Here is a 14,355-nt window from a genome sequence, read left to right on the forward strand (position 1 = left end):
GCGATCCGGATGCGCGCAATCAGCCCTGACGAGCCTTGTAGCGCGGGTTCAGCTTGTTGATGATGTAGATGCGGCCCTTGCGGCGAACCAGACGGTTGTCACGGTGGCGAGCCTTGAGCGACTTGAGCGAATTCTTGATCTTCATTTTTCTGATCCGCGATCTCTATGGGGGAATTCACATTCGCCCGTATCTTTAACAATCAAAAGCGCGCCGTCGGGGCGCGCTCTTTAGGTGGGGGAGCAGATACCCCGTCACCTTTTCCGTGTCAACCACGTGACGGTGTTTTTCCCGGGGCGAGAGGGTGTTTTCTCACCGGGAAAGCGGGGATTTCGGCGCCAACGTGGTGACATGGCCCATCTTGCGCCCGGGCCGCCACTCTGTCTTGCCGTAGAGATGGACCAGCGTATCGGGGCGTCGCAGCCAGTCGGGAACGGCAAGGATATCGTCGCCGATCAGGTTCTGCATAACGCAGTCGGAATGGCGCGCGCCATCGCCGAGCGGCAGGCCAGCGACGGCGCGGATATGCTGCTCGAACTGGCTGACGGTACAGGCCGCCTCCGTCCAGTGTCCGGAATTGTGTACACGCGGGGCCATCTCGTTGGCGATCAGGCTGCCGTCGACAAGCACGAAGAATTCGATGCCGATGACGCCGACATAGTTCAATGCCGCGAGGATTTTTTCGGCCGAGCGACGTGCGGCTTCGCCCGTCGCTGCGGAGATCGCGGCGGGAACCGTCGAGGTATGGAGGATGCCGTTGCGGTGAATATTTTCGGCAGGATCGAAGCAGACGACCGCGCCGTCGGCGGTGCGCGCGGCGATGATCGAAACCTCGCGCTCGAAGGCGACGAAGCTTTCGAGGATCAGCGGCACGGCGCCGAGAGCGGCATAGGCGCCGTCAGGGCTGTCGGCCATTGAACGGAAAAGCTTCTGTCCCTTGCCGTCATAACCGAGACGGCGGGTCTTCAACACGCCCTGACCGCCGAAATCCTTCAGGGCCGCCTCGAGGTCGGCCTGGCTGTCGATCGCGTGAAAGCGGGCGGTGGGGATGCCGCAATCGTTGAGGAAGCGCTTTTCGACCAGTCGGTCCTGGGCGGCTTCCAGCGCCTTCGGCGGCGGATAGACGGCAATGCTTGCCGAAAGCGTTTCTGCGGCGGCAACGGGCACGTTCTCGAATTCGTAGGTGACGACATCGCAGGCAGCGGCAAGTTCGGCCAGCGCCGCCGGATCATCATAGGCGGCAACGATCTGCCGGTTGGCGAGCTGAGCGGCCGGGCAGTCCGCCTGCGGCTCGAGAATGATCGTGCGGAAATTCAGTCTGGCGGCGGCGATGGCCAGCATGCGGCCGAGCTGGCCGCCGCCGACAATGCCGATCGTGCTTACGGTCATTGGTCGTCCATCGGGTATTCGGCGATGCTGGCACTCTGACGTTCGCGCCATTCGTCGAGCCGCTCGGCGATTTCTTCGTCGGAAAGGGCAAGCACGGCGGCGGCGAGAAGGGCAGCGTTGACCGCGCCCGCCTTGCCGATGGCGAGCGTTCCCACCGGAATGCCGGCCGGCATCTGCACGATCGACAGGAGGCTATCCTGGCCGGACATGGTTTTCGACTGGACCGGGACGCCGAAGACCGGCAGCGGCGTCATCGATGCGGTCATGCCCGGCAGATGGGCAGCGCCGCCGGCGCCGGCGATGATGACCTTGAAGCCCTCGGCGCGCGCGCCCTTGGCGAAATTCGCCATGCGGTCGGGCGTGCGGTGCGCCGAGATGATGCGCGCATCATAAGGGATTTCCAGGGCTTCCAGCGTATCGGCCGCGTTCTTCATGGTTTCCCAATCGGATTGGCTGCCCATGATAATGGCGACGGGTGGTCTGTCTGTCATCGTTGCCGCTATTCCTCTCAAGCAATGCGATCGGGCGATGCGATCAGGCGATGATATCAGGGACGATCTGATCTTCCAGCTTAGAAAGCTTGTCCTTGATGACGAGCTTCTTCTTTTTCATGCGCTGGATTCGCAGAGCGTCGCATCCGGTCTCGATCATGGCGTTGATCGCGGCGTCGAAATCCTCGTGCTCCTGACGCAGCCGCGCCACCATGAGCCTGATTTCCGCCTGTTCCTGATCGGCCATATGCATTCCCCGTTGTCGTCTTCGGATCTTGTCCGATCTGCCGATGATTTCCGCAAGCTCCTATCACCAAATACGGGTAACGGCTAGTTAGTCTTGATCATGAATTTGCCATCTCATCTTCATCTTTTCGCCTTCGACAAGCCTTCAAAAATATGTCACAGTCCGGCGCGTTGACACCTTGATCCCCGACGATGATGGTCGGGGAGGGTAAGAGGAAGGAAGGGTCAAATGACAGTTCAAGCTCATCTTGAATCACTCCAGAAAAAGCATGTTGCTCTCGAGGAGGAGCTGCACGCGCTCAGAACAGCTCCCTCTATCTCCGATACGGAAATTGCCGAATGCAAGCGCCGCAAGCTGCGCATCAAGGACGAGATTCAGCGTCTCAAGTCATCCGTCCACTGATCTTCCCAAGGGTTCGCCGGCCGATCATCTTGCGTATGAAGAGGTAAATTCATCCATTCCGCCTAAAATTTGCAAGACCCGGTGATTTGACACCAGAATTGCGCCAGCCCGATGCTCGCGGCATCGCGGCTGGCGCTTTGCATCTCCCGCCGCCGATCGCGTCATAGGATTAGGTTTGGGGTCTTGTCGGAGGGCGATCAGGCCCAGAACTGATCCAGCCACAGATTGAGCTTGTCGAAGCCGCGGTTATTGACCGCGTAGATGCGTTTGGTGCCTTCCGACGTCACCGAGACGAGGTTGCTGTCGAGCAGCGCCTTCAGGTGTTGCGACACGGCCGGCCGGCTGATCGGCAGGCCCTCGGCGAGCTCGTTGACTGTCCGCGGCGCGCGCCGCAATTCTTCCAGCAGAAACCGCCGGTTCGGATCGGCAATCGCAGAGAAGGGGTCCGTGTTCGACATGGCGGGAACGCTACGGCAAACCGGCCGCGGCGGCAAGAAAATTGTGCGTTGCAGCGTGGAGCAGGGCGGCCCTTACCCGCCAAGGCCCTCGCGCACGATCAGCAAGGCGGCGATCAAGGCCATCGCATACATGAAGGGGTAGAACATCGCCGGCTGCATGCGGCGCACGCACCAGGCGCCGGCAAGCGTGGCGAGCGGGGCGAAGGGCAGCAGCGTCGCCGAGGTCGCAAGGTTCTGCGTGTCGAGCTGGCCGAGCGCGAAATAGGGGATCAGCTTGACGGCATTGAGGATCGCGAAGAAGCGCACGCTGGTGCCGGTATATTCGCGCGGCTGCAGCTTGAGCGGCAGGGCATAGACCTGGAAGGGCGCGCCGCCGGCATGGGCGACGAAGCTGCCATAACCGGAAAACGTCCCCCAGAGGCTGGCGGCAACCGACCGCTGGCCGCGCGGCGGGATCACCTTGGCGATGCCGGGGCCGAAATTGCTCCAGAAATAACGCAGGCAGAAGAGGATGGTAACCGCCCCGATGACGATGCGTAGCATGTTGCCCGGAACCAGCGCCGACGTCGCCCAGCCGAGGCCGATGCCGAAGATTGCACCCGGCAGCATGATCTTCAGCGTCGTCCAATCGCCATGCTTGCGCCAGATGACGAGCGAAATCATATCCATGAAGATCAGAATCGGCAGCAGGATCGCCGCCGCTTCGACCGGCGAGACGACCAGAGCGAGAAAGGGCAGGCCGATCAGCGACAAAGCGTCGCCCATGCCGCCTTTCGCGAGGCCGACCAGGAGGACGGCGGGCACGGCGGCGTAGTAGAATGACAAATCCTGCGGCATGCTTTCGGCATCCTCCTCTTGCAAGCCTCCTCTAACGGAACTACTCACACAAAACGAGTGCGGATCCGTCCTTTCGAAAGGGGAATTCGCTGGAAACGGAAAGACCTCATGACCGAACCGGAAAACCGCTGTCGCCTTGTGCTCATCGCCCCCGATATCGCCGATGCCGATGAACAGGCAAAGATCGTCGCCGACGCGCTGAAAGGCGGCGATGTCGCCTCGGTGATCGTGCCGCAATACGGGCTCGACGACGGCGCCTTTCAAAAACATGCCGAAAAGCTGGTGCCGCTGATCCAGGATGCCGGGGCGGCGGCGCTGATTGCAGGCGACAGCCGCGTGGCGGGACGGGCAAAGGCCGATGGCCTGCATCTTTCTGGCAATGCCGAGGCGCTGTCGGAGGCGATCGACAAGCACGCACCGAAGCTGATCGTCGGCGGCGGCAATGCGGCCGACCGGCACACGGCGCTGGAGATCGGCGAAGTGAGGCCGGACTATATCTTCTTCGGCAAGCTCGATGGCGACATCAAGCCGGAGGCCCATCCGAAGAACCTTGCGCTCGGCGAATGGTGGGCTTCGATGATCGAAATCCCCTGCATCGTGATGGGCGGCACCGATCCGGCCTCGGCGCTCGCCGTTGCCGAAACCGGAGCGGAGTTCGTGGCGCTGCGGCTGGCGGTCTTCGGTGAGCCCGCCCGGGCGCCATCCGTCATTGCCGAAATCAACGCGCTGCTTGACGAAAAAGCGCCACGGTTTGAGGATTGAAATCGCGCTCATGCCGATCCCGCCCGCCCGCCAGTTGAAATATCTGCTCGCCAGCATCGCCGTTCTCCTTGCAGCCGGGCCGGGTGTCGCCCTGGCGCAGACAGCCGACAGCGTCATCAGCCAGCCGGGCACGGCGCCGGCTTCGACCTTTCGCACCGACCGGCCCGCCGGTCCCGGCGTGCGACCCTCCGATGGCGTCGGGGTCTTCGACCGGATGGGCGCGAAACTGCCGGACCTGCCGCCGGAGAAGGACTACAAGGGACCGATCGACGAGGCTTACGGCGCTTACCAACGCGGTTATTACCTGACAGCGATGGATAAGGCGCTGCCGCGCGCCCAACTCGGAGATCCGGCAGCGCAGACGCTGATCGGCGAAATCCTCTCACAGGGTCTCGGCGTCAAGAAGGACGTGAAGAACGCGGCCTTCTGGTACGGCAAGGCGGCCGAAGGCGGCGATCCGGCGGCAATGTTCAAATATGCGCTGATGCTGATGGAAGGCGAAGGCGTGCCGCGCGACAAGGTCAAGGCCGACGACTACATGCGCAAGGCGGCCGAGGCCGGCAACCCTTCAGCGGAGTTCAACTGGGCGCAGATCCTCGTGGCCGACAATCCCGGCGAGAAGGGGCTGAAGCTGGCGCTGCCATTCTATGAGAAATCGGCCGAGCAGGGCATTGCCGATTCGCAATATGCGGTGGCGCAGCTTTACGCGACGCTGAAAGACCTGCCGGAGGAAAAGAAGCGACTCGCCCGCGAGTGGATGGCGCGCGCGGCGCGTGCCGGCTTCGACACGGCCCAGCTCGATCTCGGCATCTGGCTCGTCAACGGCGTCGGCGGCCCGAAGGATTATGTCAAAGGTTTCGAATGGTTGAAACTTGCCGCCAATGGCGGCAATGTCGCGGCGCAAAACAAGCTCGCCCACCTCTATGTCAATGCCATCGGCACGCCGCCCAATCCGGTCGAGGCGGCGAAGTGGTACGTGCTGTCGCGCCGCGCCGGGCTTGCCGATCCGGGGCTCGAGGATTTTTATCTGGGCATCGAGGACGAGCAGCAGAAGGCGGCGATCGACGCCGCCAACAAGTTCCGCCGACGCTAGATAATAGCGCCTCGCGTCCCAAGAGCGACGTTAAAACAGCGCGTCGGCGAAAAGATCCTCGTCGTTTTCGATTTTGGCAGGCTCGGCGGGAGCAGGGGCAGCAGCGCTTTCCTCGCAGGCCGGGATGATCTCGCGATGAATGTTGCGCTCCTGAACCATCGTATAGTGCTTGAAGATCTTGCGCTCGAGCAGGGCGATCGCCTCAGCGAGATCGGAGATATCGGCGACCTCGCTGCCGGCGGCCTCATCAAGCACATCGGCGCAGCGGGCAAAGACCTCGCCGAGGTCACGCTGGAAATCGAGCTTGCCGATCAGCAGGCCGATCTTGGTGGCGACCTCGCGACCGTTTTCGGCAAGCACTTTCAGCTCGTTTTCCATGACGTCGGCTGCGGCGCGGATGTTGCCGACGGCCGATGTCAGGCCCTCTCCCAGGCCGCCCGCCCCGGCATCGGTGGCGGGGGCGATGCGTCCGGCCGCGGCTTCGAGCGCCGGCAGGCCGGTGACGATGGCATCGGCGGATTCGTCGAGTTTGCCGGCGAAGATGCGCAATTCGGCCGTGACGACGTTGATCGACCTGCCTTCCTCGCCGAGACGACTGCAGCGCAGATTGGTGTTCAAGGCCATATAATGGATGTCGGTCTTGACGGCGCGGATACTGGCGATCGCTTGGGAGAGCTTGGCGGCCGTGTCGATCGTCGACTGGCTCACCTGGTCGGCCTGCCGGCTTGCCGTATCGACCTGCCGGACGATTTCGTGAGCGGCCGAAACGCTCGATTCCAGCGCGCGCATGAAGTTGCCGCCGGATTCGCCGCTCGCGCCGCTCATCTGGTCGCGCAGCTTGAGGATTTCCCGCATGTCGTGGTCGAAACTGGCGATCGTCGTGACGACGTTTTCCGATTCCCGCTGGAAATTTACGCACATGTCGTTCATCTGCGCCGCGGTCAGATGGTGAATGACGTTCTGAAGGCGCTTGCGCGCGCCGGCATCGAGCTTGGCGCCCTCGCCGGCAAAGAACTCCTCAAGCAGCGAGAGGGTGGCCTGTACATGCTCGATGCGCTGGCGGGTGATGTCGCCGATCTGCAGGGCAGAGAGCGTCGAGGCGACCTTGCTCTGAACGCCGCGTGCAATCGCGCCGACCTCGCGGGCGACGACGCCGAGATGCTTGCGATGTTCGGCGATCTTGGCGGCGTCGCCGCGCAGGGCGGCGGCAACGGCCGGAACGGTATCGGCGTAGCCCTTGGAGACGCTGGCGCCGAAGGAGGCGGCGAGTTTGACCTCCTTGTCGAGGCTGTCGAGATGCGCGGCGAAACGGTTGACTTCATCGGTGCCGGAATGAGATTCGCTCCAGGATTTCCTGTGCGAAGCCGGCAAATTCAGCAAGGCCGGCGCCGGTGATCTTCACGGTCACGGCGAAAGTTCTGAGATAACGCATCGTCTCCTGCATGTCGGAGACATATTTGCGCAGCTCCCGGCCGGTCTGCGCCAGTGAGACCAGCGCCTGCTGACGATTTTCTTCGGTGACCGGCAGCGCCGTCAGGCTCTCCACCGTGGCACGGAGATCGGCGCCGGTATCGCTCTGCTCCCCATTGTCGAGCGCCGCCGTGACGCTCTCGAGAGAATTCAACAAACGGTTGAGAACATCCATCACCGACAGCAATACCGTGCCGCCTTCGAGAAAACGTTCCTCGACCCGGCTGCGGGCGGATTCCAGGGTCCGGCCAATGTCCCGCCCGGAGGTGTAGGCTGCAGCGGTCGGCGATACCAGAGCGTGTGCCAACATTTATACCTTTTCTTAAAACACAGGCTTATCTGACACTATTTTTACGCGCAGGATGGAAACGTCCGGTAAACACGCCGGACTCGTCAGCGTTGTGATTAACGAAAGATGGGGATTGGGCGCCGTCGCGACCTCGTGGTCGGTTAATACGGATTAACCCATTGCTTTTATTTGTTGTTGCTAAATTTTGATCACAACTTTATTCCGGATCAGAATTGCGGGTCTCAAGACTCGTTATATGGTAGTTTCATACAACCGCTTTGTACCCCAAGGGCGGCGTCGACCGCGTCTTGCCGCTCGATCAGATCGCTCGCGAAGTGATGATCACGCATCGGAAATTCTGAGACCAGTTTTGAACCGATCCGTTTCGAATAAAATCGCGGGTTCCCGACGAGGAAGGGCAGCCATGCGCGCCTCCTCTTGAAATTTCCCTGGTTTTGTGGTCTTGAGGCCGCCAATCTTTGCAGCGCTGCCTGTCATGCATGTTCAGGGACATTTCCCGCCCCTGGCAGCGCGCGTCCCGTATCAGTCCCAAGGAAATGCGCCGATGGCCCGTTCAGCTCTTCTCAATGTCATGGTTCAGGCTGCCCTCAAGGCAGGAAAATCGCTGGGGCGTGATTTCGGCGAAGTGCAGAACCTGCAGGTATCGGTGAAGGGACCGGGCGACTTCGTCTCCGCCGCCGACCGCAAGGCCGAAAAGATCGTCCGGGAAGAACTGCTCAAGGCGCGCCCCACCTACGGTTTCCTCGGCGAGGAGAGCGAGGAGATCAAGGGCACCGACGGCGCGCATCGCTGGATCGTTGATCCGCTCGATGGCACTACGAACTTCCTGCACGGCATCCCGGCCTTCGCCGTCTCGATCGCACTTGAACGCAACGGCGAGATCGTTGCGGCCGTCGTCTTCAATCCGGCGACCGACGAGCTCTATACTGCCGAGCGCGGCGGTGGCGCCTTCCTGAACGACCGGCGCCTGCGCGTCGCCGCACGCCGCGTGCTGTCGGATTGCGTCATCGGCTGCGGCGTGCCGGCGCTCGGCAAGCGCAATCACGGCAAATTCCTGGTCGAGCTTCGCCACGTGATGGGCGAGGTGGCGGGCATTCGTCGCCTGGGCTCGCCGACGCTTGATCTCGCCTATGTCGCCGCCGGACGTTTCGATGGTTTCTGGGAGGCGGAGCTTGCACCCTGGGACATGGCGGCCGGGATCCTGCTCATCCGCGAAGCCGGCGGCTTTGCCAGCGATTGGGACGGCGGAGCGGCCATTCTGGAGGGTGGCGCGATTGTCGCCGGCAACGAACACATTCACAAGGCGCTCATCGAGGTCATCAAGCGACCGATTCCCGCCAAGTAGGCGAGAGAAAACACGGCTGTTGTAAAGTCACGGTTTTCGCCTCCAGATACTTCAATTCGGCACAATGTTGCTCTAGTCTCCGCCAGCAATGAGTTCGGAGGCTGCTGAACCTATGGAAAATGTGAATGTGGCGGAGATCGGCTCCACCGAAAAGACGCCCGGCGGTTATGTCTACAGGCTTTCGAGCCCCATGCCCTTCCTCTGGACGATGCTGCTTTTCCTCGTCATCGTCGGGTTCATTGCCGCCATCCTCTTCCGGCAGACGCAGACTGCCTTCATGCACAATCCGGGCCTCAACGGCCTGATCGTCGGCGTTCTCGCTGTCGGCATCATCCTTGTTTTCAGTCACGTGCTGGCGCTTCGCCCCGAAGTGCGCTGGTTCAACTCCTTCCGCGCCGCGGGCAGCGCCGACAAGGTCAATCGCAATCCGCGGCTTTTGGCGCCGATGCGGGCACTGATCGGCAATCGCAAGACCTCGTTGGCGCTATCGACGACGGCGCTGCGTTCGATCCTCGATTCGATCGCGACGCGCCTCGATGAATCGCGCGACGTCTCGCGCTATCTGATCGGCCTCCTGGTGTTCCTCGGCCTGCTCGGCACGTTCTGGGGCCTCATCGGCACGATCGGTTCGATCAGTGGTGTCATCCAATCGCTTGATGCCGGCTCGAACGGCACCGGGGACGTGCTTTCGGCACTGAAGGACGGTCTGTCCACGCCGCTTTCGGGCATGGGTCAGGCCTTCTCGTCCTCGCTGCTCGGCCTTTCCGGTTCGCTCATTCTCGGCTTCCTCGACCTGCAGGCCGGCCGCGCGCAGAACCGCTTCTACATGGAGCTGGAAAACTGGCTCTCCTCCGTTACCGATGTCGGTTCCGATCTTGCGCCGGCGCTCGACGCCGTGTCCGGTTCGTCCTCTGAGGACATGCGTGCGCTCTCCGAATATCTGCGCAAGGCCTCCGAAGAGGGGGGTGTCGGCAGCCAGCGCTCGGTCGCCGCCATGGCGAGCCTTGCCGAAGGCATCCAGGGGCTCGTCAAGAATATGCGCAACGAGCAGCAGATGCTGCGCGACTGGATCGAGGCACAGCAGGACGAGGCGAAGGCAATGCGCCGCACGCTCGACCGGCTGGCCGAACGCATCGGCCTGCAGGAGCGGGCCGGTGAGAAACCCGAACGTCACCGCGAACGCACAAGCCACACAGAGAAGAGTGAGGGCAAGTAAGCCATGGCTCTTGCCCGCAACCGCCGCCGCGAACGCACGGTCGACTATTGGCCGGGTTTCGTCGATGCGCTTTCGACGCTGCTCATTTCGATCATGTTCGTGCTGACGGTCTTCGTCGTCGGGCAGTTCATTCTCAGCCGCGAGATCACAGGACGTGACGAGGTGCTCAACCGCCTCAACAGCCAGATCAACGAGCTAACGCAGCTTCTCGCGCTCGAAAAGGGCAGTAATCAGGATCTCCAGGACTCGGTCGCCAACCTGCAGGCGTCGCTTGCCAACGTCGAAGGCGAGCGCTCGCGGCTGCAGGCGCTGCTGAGTGCCGGTTCGGGTGGCCAGGACGCGGCGCAGAAGCGGATCGGCGCGATGACGCAGGAGCTCGACGAGCAGAAGCAGGTGAGCCAACGGGCCCTCAGCCAGGTCGAGCTGCTGAACCAGCAGATCGCAGCGCTTCGCAGCCAGATTGCCGCCGTCGAGGCAGCCCTTCAGGCCTCGGAGGAAAAGGATCGGGTCTCGCAGACCAAGATCGCCGATCTCGGTAGCCGTCTCAACGTGGCGCTCGCCGCCCGCGTGCAGGAGCTGAACCGTTACCGTTCCGACTTCTTCGGCCGCTTGCGCGAGATCCTTTCGGACCGCGAGAATATTCGTATCGTCGGCGACCGGTTCGTTTTCCAGTCGGAGGTGCTGTTTCCCTCGGGCGGCGCCGATCTCAACCCGGAGGGGCAGACGGAGATGGCGAAGCTTGCAACCGCCCTGCTCGACCTCGCCAAGGAAATTCCGCCTGAGATCAACTGGGTGCTGCGTGTCGACGGCCATACCGACAATGTGCCGCTTGCCGGAACAGGCCGCTATCGCGACAACTGGGAGCTTTCCTCGGCGCGAGCGACGTCGGTCGTCAAGTTCCTGATCGGCCAAGGCGTGCCGGCCGACCGGCTCGTCGCCGCCGGCTTCGGCGAGTTCCAGCCGATCGCACCCGGTGATACGCCGGATGCGCGCGCCACCAACCGCCGCATCGAGCTAAAGCTGACCGAGAAATAATCAGCTTGATATTGTCTGCCGCCACTCCTCGAGCCTGTCGGCGAGAAAGGCGCGAACGGCTGGACTGTCGCTGAGGCCGATCGCCGTCACGTAAGCGTCAGCCGCGGCGGTATTGTCGCCGGCCCGTGCCAGAAGAAAGGCACGCACGGCCCAGTATGGCTGATAGGCCGCGATCGAGCGCGGATCGATCTTGTCGAGCCGGCTGATGCCTTCGGCAGCGCTTGAGGCCCTGCCGATCACCGCCGCCTCGGCGACGCGGGCGCCGAGCGTCGGCTTCATCAGCAGTAGCGCGGCATAGAGCGTCGTCAGCGCCTGCCAGTCGGTCGTCCCGGAAAGGCGGCGCGCCGCATGCACGGATTGAATTGCCGCCTGACACTGAAAGGGGCCGAAACGCTCGAAGCTCCCGGCCTTGCGCAGCAGTCCGTCTGCCTCGGCGATCATGATCGCCTTCCAGACCGCCGTGTCCTGCTCGTCCAGCGGCACATATCGGCCCTCGCCGTCGCGTCGGGCATCACGGCGGGCTTCGCAGTGAAGCATCAGCGACAGGAGGCCGATCGTTTCCGGCTCGTCCGGCAGCACCGTCAGCAGCGCCCGGCCGAGCCAGATCGCTTCGGCGGCAAGCGACTGGTGCGCCTCCTCGCCGTCAAGGCCATCCCATCCGAGGCCGTAGGCAACGTAGATCGCCGAAAGCACGGCGGCGAGTCGCCCCGGCAGGGTGGGCCGAGGCGGAACGGCGAAGGGAATACCGGCATCACGGATCTTCACCTTGGCCCGCACCAGCCGCTGGCTTATCGCTTGCGGCGAAACGACGAAGGCCCGTGCGATGGTTCTCGCCTCGATGCCGAGAACCGTCTGCAGCATCAGCGCCGTATGCACGGAGCTGTCGATGGCTGGATGGGTACAGGCAAAGAGCAGCTTCAGCCGCTCATCGGGAAAAACGGAATTGCCGGTCACGTTCATGCGCTCCTCCGCTTCCTCGAGGGCGAGCGATATCGTCGTTCGTGCGTTGGCCTCGACGGTGCGGTGGCGGGCCGCCTGCATGAGGTTGCGGCGAGCGGCGACCAGCAGCCAGGCTTCCGGATTGCCAGGAATGCCGCGCTCCGGCCAGACGCGCAAAGCCGAAGCCAGCGCATCCGACAATGCGTCTTCCGCCGCCGGCACGTCACGCGAGCGGGCGGCGAGAAAGGCGATCAGCTTGCCATAGGACTGACGCGCCACCTGTTCGGCGGCGCGTCCGGTATCGGCGGACATTCCCGCCTCACAGCTGCAGGCGCGGGCGCACCTCGACCGAACCCTTGTCGGAGATCGGAACGCGGGTCGCCCATTCCAGCGCGGTGTCGATATCGGGGACCTCAATCAGATAGAAGCCGCCGAGCTGTTCCTTGCCTTCTGGATAGGGACCGTCCTGGACATCGTGATCCTCGCCTTTGCGGCGCAGGATCGTGCCGGTCTCGGGGGCTGTCAGGCCGGCGCCGCCCGTCATGATTCCTGCCTGTGCGAGCGCCTTGCTGTAGGCGACCCAACCGTCGCGATAGGCAGGATCGCTGCGGCGGGCGAAATCTTCGGGCGCTTCGCGAATGATGAGAGCATATTGCATGGAAAACTCCTGATCTCGTTGTTGGCCTTCCAGGCAGGCCGACGAAAGCCGTTATGCCTGGTGGAGCGGCTCAGCCGTTCCGAGACAATGAGGCGCGAGCGGCGGTCGTTTCGACATGGCTTTGAAAAATACTTGAAAAAGAAAACAACGCCGGAAATTCGAAAGCAGGTGAGCCAAGCTCAAAGGCGCCAGTGCCGCTCAAGGTGCGAAAGAAAGCGGGCGGCGCTCACGCCGCCCGTGACGTCCTGCTCAGGCTTCGGCCTTCGTCTGATCGACGACGTCGGCGCCGGGCGAGTTCTTCTTGATGGATTCGATGGCACTCATGGCCGAGGCCTTCGCCTTGTAGCCTTCGGACAGGAACATGGTTTCCCCATTCGATGCCTTGAAGCGGAAGCGGAATTCGCCTGATTTATCCTTGTAAACTTCGAATTTGTACATGGATGTCTCCCGAAACGCTGAATTGTACCATCAGCGTCGAGAGGCTAGATCAAAATGGCGAGCTTTTCCACTACCTTAATGAGAATTGGGGTGCCTGGAGCCTCTCCTGGTTTGATTGAGTCATCGTGTGGACGCGGGTTGTCGCGTCCCATCGGCACCATTCCATTGGGCGCAAGCGGATGGGATAGCCGGTGGGATGCCGCCGCGTCATTCCATCTGGATATTCGCGCCCTTGACGACCGGCCCCCATTTGGCGAGCTCGGCTTTCACATGGGCTGCGAGTTCCTCCGGGGTCGAGCCGACAATGGTGGCGCTGAACTCCTTCATCCGCTCGGCAACGGCGGGATCGGCGAGCGCCTTCTTGGCTGCGGCATTGAGGCGCACTACCACCTCGTTCGGCGTCTTTGCCGGCGCGAAGAGCGCGTTCCAGGTATAGGTCTCATAGCCTGGAATACCGGATTCGGCGACCGTCGGCACGTCGGGGAAGGAGGGCGCGCGCTCAGCCGTCGTCACTGCCAGCGCCCTCAGCGTGCCCGCCTTGATATGGCTGGATGAGGAGGGCAGGTTGTCGAACATGATCGGGACCTGGTTGCCGATGACATCGTTCAAAGCCGGGCCGGCGCCCTTATAGGGGATGTGCTGCATGCTGACGCCGGCCATGGATTTGAAGAGTTCGCCGGAAAGATGCAGCGGCGTGCCGTTGCCCGACGAGGCGTAACTGTATTTGTCGGGCTCCGCCTTCAGCAGCGCGATCAATTCCGGCACTGTCTTTGCCGGCAATTCCGGATTGACGACCAGCACGTTCGGCACGACGACGAGCAGCGAGATCGGCGCGAAATCCTTCTCGGGATCATAGGGGGTCGATTTGAGGATCAGCGGATTGAGGGCGTGGGTCGCGACCGTGCCCATCAGGATGGTGTAGCCGTCGGGGTCCGCGCGGGCGACGTTGCCGGCGCCGAGATTGCCGCCGGCGCCGGCGACGTTCTGGACGATCACCTGCTGGCCGAGATCTTCCGACATCTTCTGCGCGACGATGCGGGCGACGACATCGGTCGAGCCGCCGGCGGCGAAGGGCACGACCATGGTGATCGCGCGATCCGGAAAATCCGCGGCAACGGAAGCCGTGCCGAGACCGAGCGTTGCAGCCAGGCCGAAAACGAGCGCAAGGCCCGTGCGTCGCGTCATGTTGGAAAGCGCCATTCCTATCTCCTCCCACGATTTCAACAGCAACCCCTACCCAGGGGGCATGAAGAGGGTAGGGCAGGAG

16 protein-coding genes and 1 pseudogene are annotated in these 14,355 nt (G+C 62.6%); 6 read left to right on the top strand and 11 right to left on the bottom strand.

Going from position 1 to position 14,355, the window contains the following annotated elements; all coding sequences use genetic code 11:
* Positions 1 to 19: 19 nt before the first annotated feature.
* From ykgO to MHI61_RS26975, 4 genes are all read right to left on the bottom strand, one after another.
* Positions 20 to 145 (bottom strand): type B 50S ribosomal protein L36, encoded by a 126-nt coding sequence (gene ykgO / locus MHI61_RS26960; protein ID WP_003582204.1) that lies wholly within the window; start codon positions 143 to 145, stop codon positions 20 to 22.
* Positions 146 to 310: 165 nt separating this feature from the next.
* Positions 311 to 1,387 carry a 5-(carboxyamino)imidazole ribonucleotide synthase gene (locus tag MHI61_RS26965; RefSeq protein WP_239791235.1) on the bottom strand — a complete coding sequence of 359 codons (1,077 nt, stop codon included), beginning with the start codon at positions 1,385 to 1,387 and terminating at the stop codon, positions 311 to 313.
* Positions 1,384 to 1,878: a 5-(carboxyamino)imidazole ribonucleotide mutase gene (purE, locus tag MHI61_RS26970; protein WP_004679370.1), complete on the bottom strand. Its 495-nt coding sequence runs from the start codon at positions 1,876 to 1,878 to the stop codon at positions 1,384 to 1,386. Before purE ends, MHI61_RS26965 begins: the two co-directional genes overlap by 4 nt.
* Before the next feature lie 43 nt (positions 1,879 to 1,921).
* Entirely contained in the window at positions 1,922 to 2,125 is a 204-nt protein-coding gene (locus tag MHI61_RS26975; RefSeq protein ID WP_010028538.1) for a DUF465 domain-containing protein, read from the bottom strand.
* A 228-nt stretch (positions 2,126 to 2,353) separates the two neighbouring features.
* Between MHI61_RS26975 and MHI61_RS26980 the strand changes: the two genes are divergently transcribed.
* Positions 2,354 to 2,527 (top strand): DUF465 domain-containing protein, encoded by a 174-nt coding sequence (locus MHI61_RS26980; RefSeq protein WP_009996782.1) that lies wholly within the window; start codon positions 2,354 to 2,356, stop codon positions 2,525 to 2,527.
* A gap of 197 nt (positions 2,528 to 2,724) precedes the next feature.
* Here the strand turns inward: MHI61_RS26980 and MHI61_RS26985 are convergent, their stop codons facing one another.
* Together MHI61_RS26985 and MHI61_RS26990 are read right to left on the bottom strand one after the other, a co-directional pair.
* On the bottom strand, positions 2,725 to 2,985 hold the full coding sequence (locus MHI61_RS26985) for a metalloregulator ArsR/SmtB family transcription factor (RefSeq protein WP_003552646.1): 261 nt from the start codon (positions 2,983 to 2,985) through the stop codon (positions 2,725 to 2,727).
* Positions 2,986 to 3,057: 72 nt separating this feature from the next.
* Positions 3,058 to 3,822 carry a sulfite exporter TauE/SafE family protein gene (locus tag MHI61_RS26990; protein ID WP_239791236.1) on the bottom strand — a complete coding sequence of 255 codons (765 nt, stop codon included), beginning with the start codon at positions 3,820 to 3,822 and terminating at the stop codon, positions 3,058 to 3,060.
* Between the two features lie 108 nt (positions 3,823 to 3,930).
* Here MHI61_RS26990 and MHI61_RS26995 point away from each other — a divergent pair, with 108 nt between their 5' ends.
* Positions 3,931 to 4,584, top strand: coding sequence for a thiamine phosphate synthase (locus MHI61_RS26995; protein WP_239791237.1), 654 nt, complete (start codon positions 3,931 to 3,933; stop codon positions 4,582 to 4,584).
* Positions 4,585 to 4,594: 10 nt separating this feature from the next.
* Entirely contained in the window at positions 4,595 to 5,677 is a 1,083-nt protein-coding gene (locus MHI61_RS27000; protein WP_239791238.1) for a tetratricopeptide repeat protein, read from the top strand.
* Positions 5,678 to 5,707: 30 nt separating this feature from the next.
* Here MHI61_RS27000 and MHI61_RS27005 read toward each other — a convergent pair.
* Positions 5,708 to 7,454 (bottom strand): annotated as a pseudogene (locus MHI61_RS27005) (chemotaxis protein).
* 547 nt (positions 7,455 to 8,001) lie between these two features.
* Here MHI61_RS27005 and MHI61_RS27010 point away from each other — a divergent pair.
* The 3 genes from MHI61_RS27010 (at position 8,002) to MHI61_RS27020 (ending at position 11,053) form a co-directional block, all read left to right on the top strand.
* On the top strand, positions 8,002 to 8,802 hold the full coding sequence (locus tag MHI61_RS27010; protein WP_012485142.1) for an inositol monophosphatase family protein: 801 nt from the start codon (positions 8,002 to 8,004) through the stop codon (positions 8,800 to 8,802).
* Between the two features lie 112 nt (positions 8,803 to 8,914).
* Complete coding sequence (locus MHI61_RS27015) at positions 8,915 to 10,018, top strand: MotA/TolQ/ExbB proton channel family protein (protein ID WP_097603986.1); 1,104 nt, start codon at positions 8,915 to 8,917, stop codon at positions 10,016 to 10,018.
* 3 nt (positions 10,019 to 10,021) lie between these two features.
* Positions 10,022 to 11,053, top strand: coding sequence for a peptidoglycan -binding protein (locus MHI61_RS27020; protein WP_239791239.1), 1,032 nt, complete (start codon positions 10,022 to 10,024; stop codon positions 11,051 to 11,053).
* Here the strand turns inward: MHI61_RS27020 and MHI61_RS27025 are convergent, their stop codons facing one another.
* The 4 genes from MHI61_RS27025 to MHI61_RS27040 all read right to left on the bottom strand — a co-directional run bounded on the left by MHI61_RS27025 (position 11,054) and on the right by MHI61_RS27040 (position 14,288).
* Positions 11,054 to 12,304: a DUF6596 domain-containing protein gene (locus MHI61_RS27025; RefSeq protein ID WP_239791240.1), complete on the bottom strand. Its 1,251-nt coding sequence runs from the start codon at positions 12,302 to 12,304 to the stop codon at positions 11,054 to 11,056. It abuts the gene before it with no gap.
* A gap of 7 nt (positions 12,305 to 12,311) precedes the next feature.
* Complete coding sequence (locus MHI61_RS27030) at positions 12,312 to 12,650, bottom strand: YciI family protein (protein WP_097580340.1); 339 nt, start codon at positions 12,648 to 12,650, stop codon at positions 12,312 to 12,314.
* Between the two features lie 249 nt (positions 12,651 to 12,899).
* Positions 12,900 to 13,088 carry a YegP family protein gene (locus MHI61_RS27035; RefSeq protein WP_097603990.1) on the bottom strand — a complete coding sequence of 63 codons (189 nt, stop codon included), beginning with the start codon at positions 13,086 to 13,088 and terminating at the stop codon, positions 12,900 to 12,902.
* A 207-nt stretch (positions 13,089 to 13,295) separates the two neighbouring features.
* Positions 13,296 to 14,288: a tripartite tricarboxylate transporter substrate binding protein gene (locus MHI61_RS27040; protein ID WP_239791241.1), complete on the bottom strand. Its 993-nt coding sequence runs from the start codon at positions 14,286 to 14,288 to the stop codon at positions 13,296 to 13,298.
* Positions 14,289 to 14,355: the final 67 nt, after the last annotated feature.

This window comes from Rhizobium sp. K102 (genome assembly GCF_022385315.1).
Classification (GTDB): Bacteria; Pseudomonadota; Alphaproteobacteria; order Rhizobiales; family Rhizobiaceae; genus Rhizobium; species Rhizobium croatiense.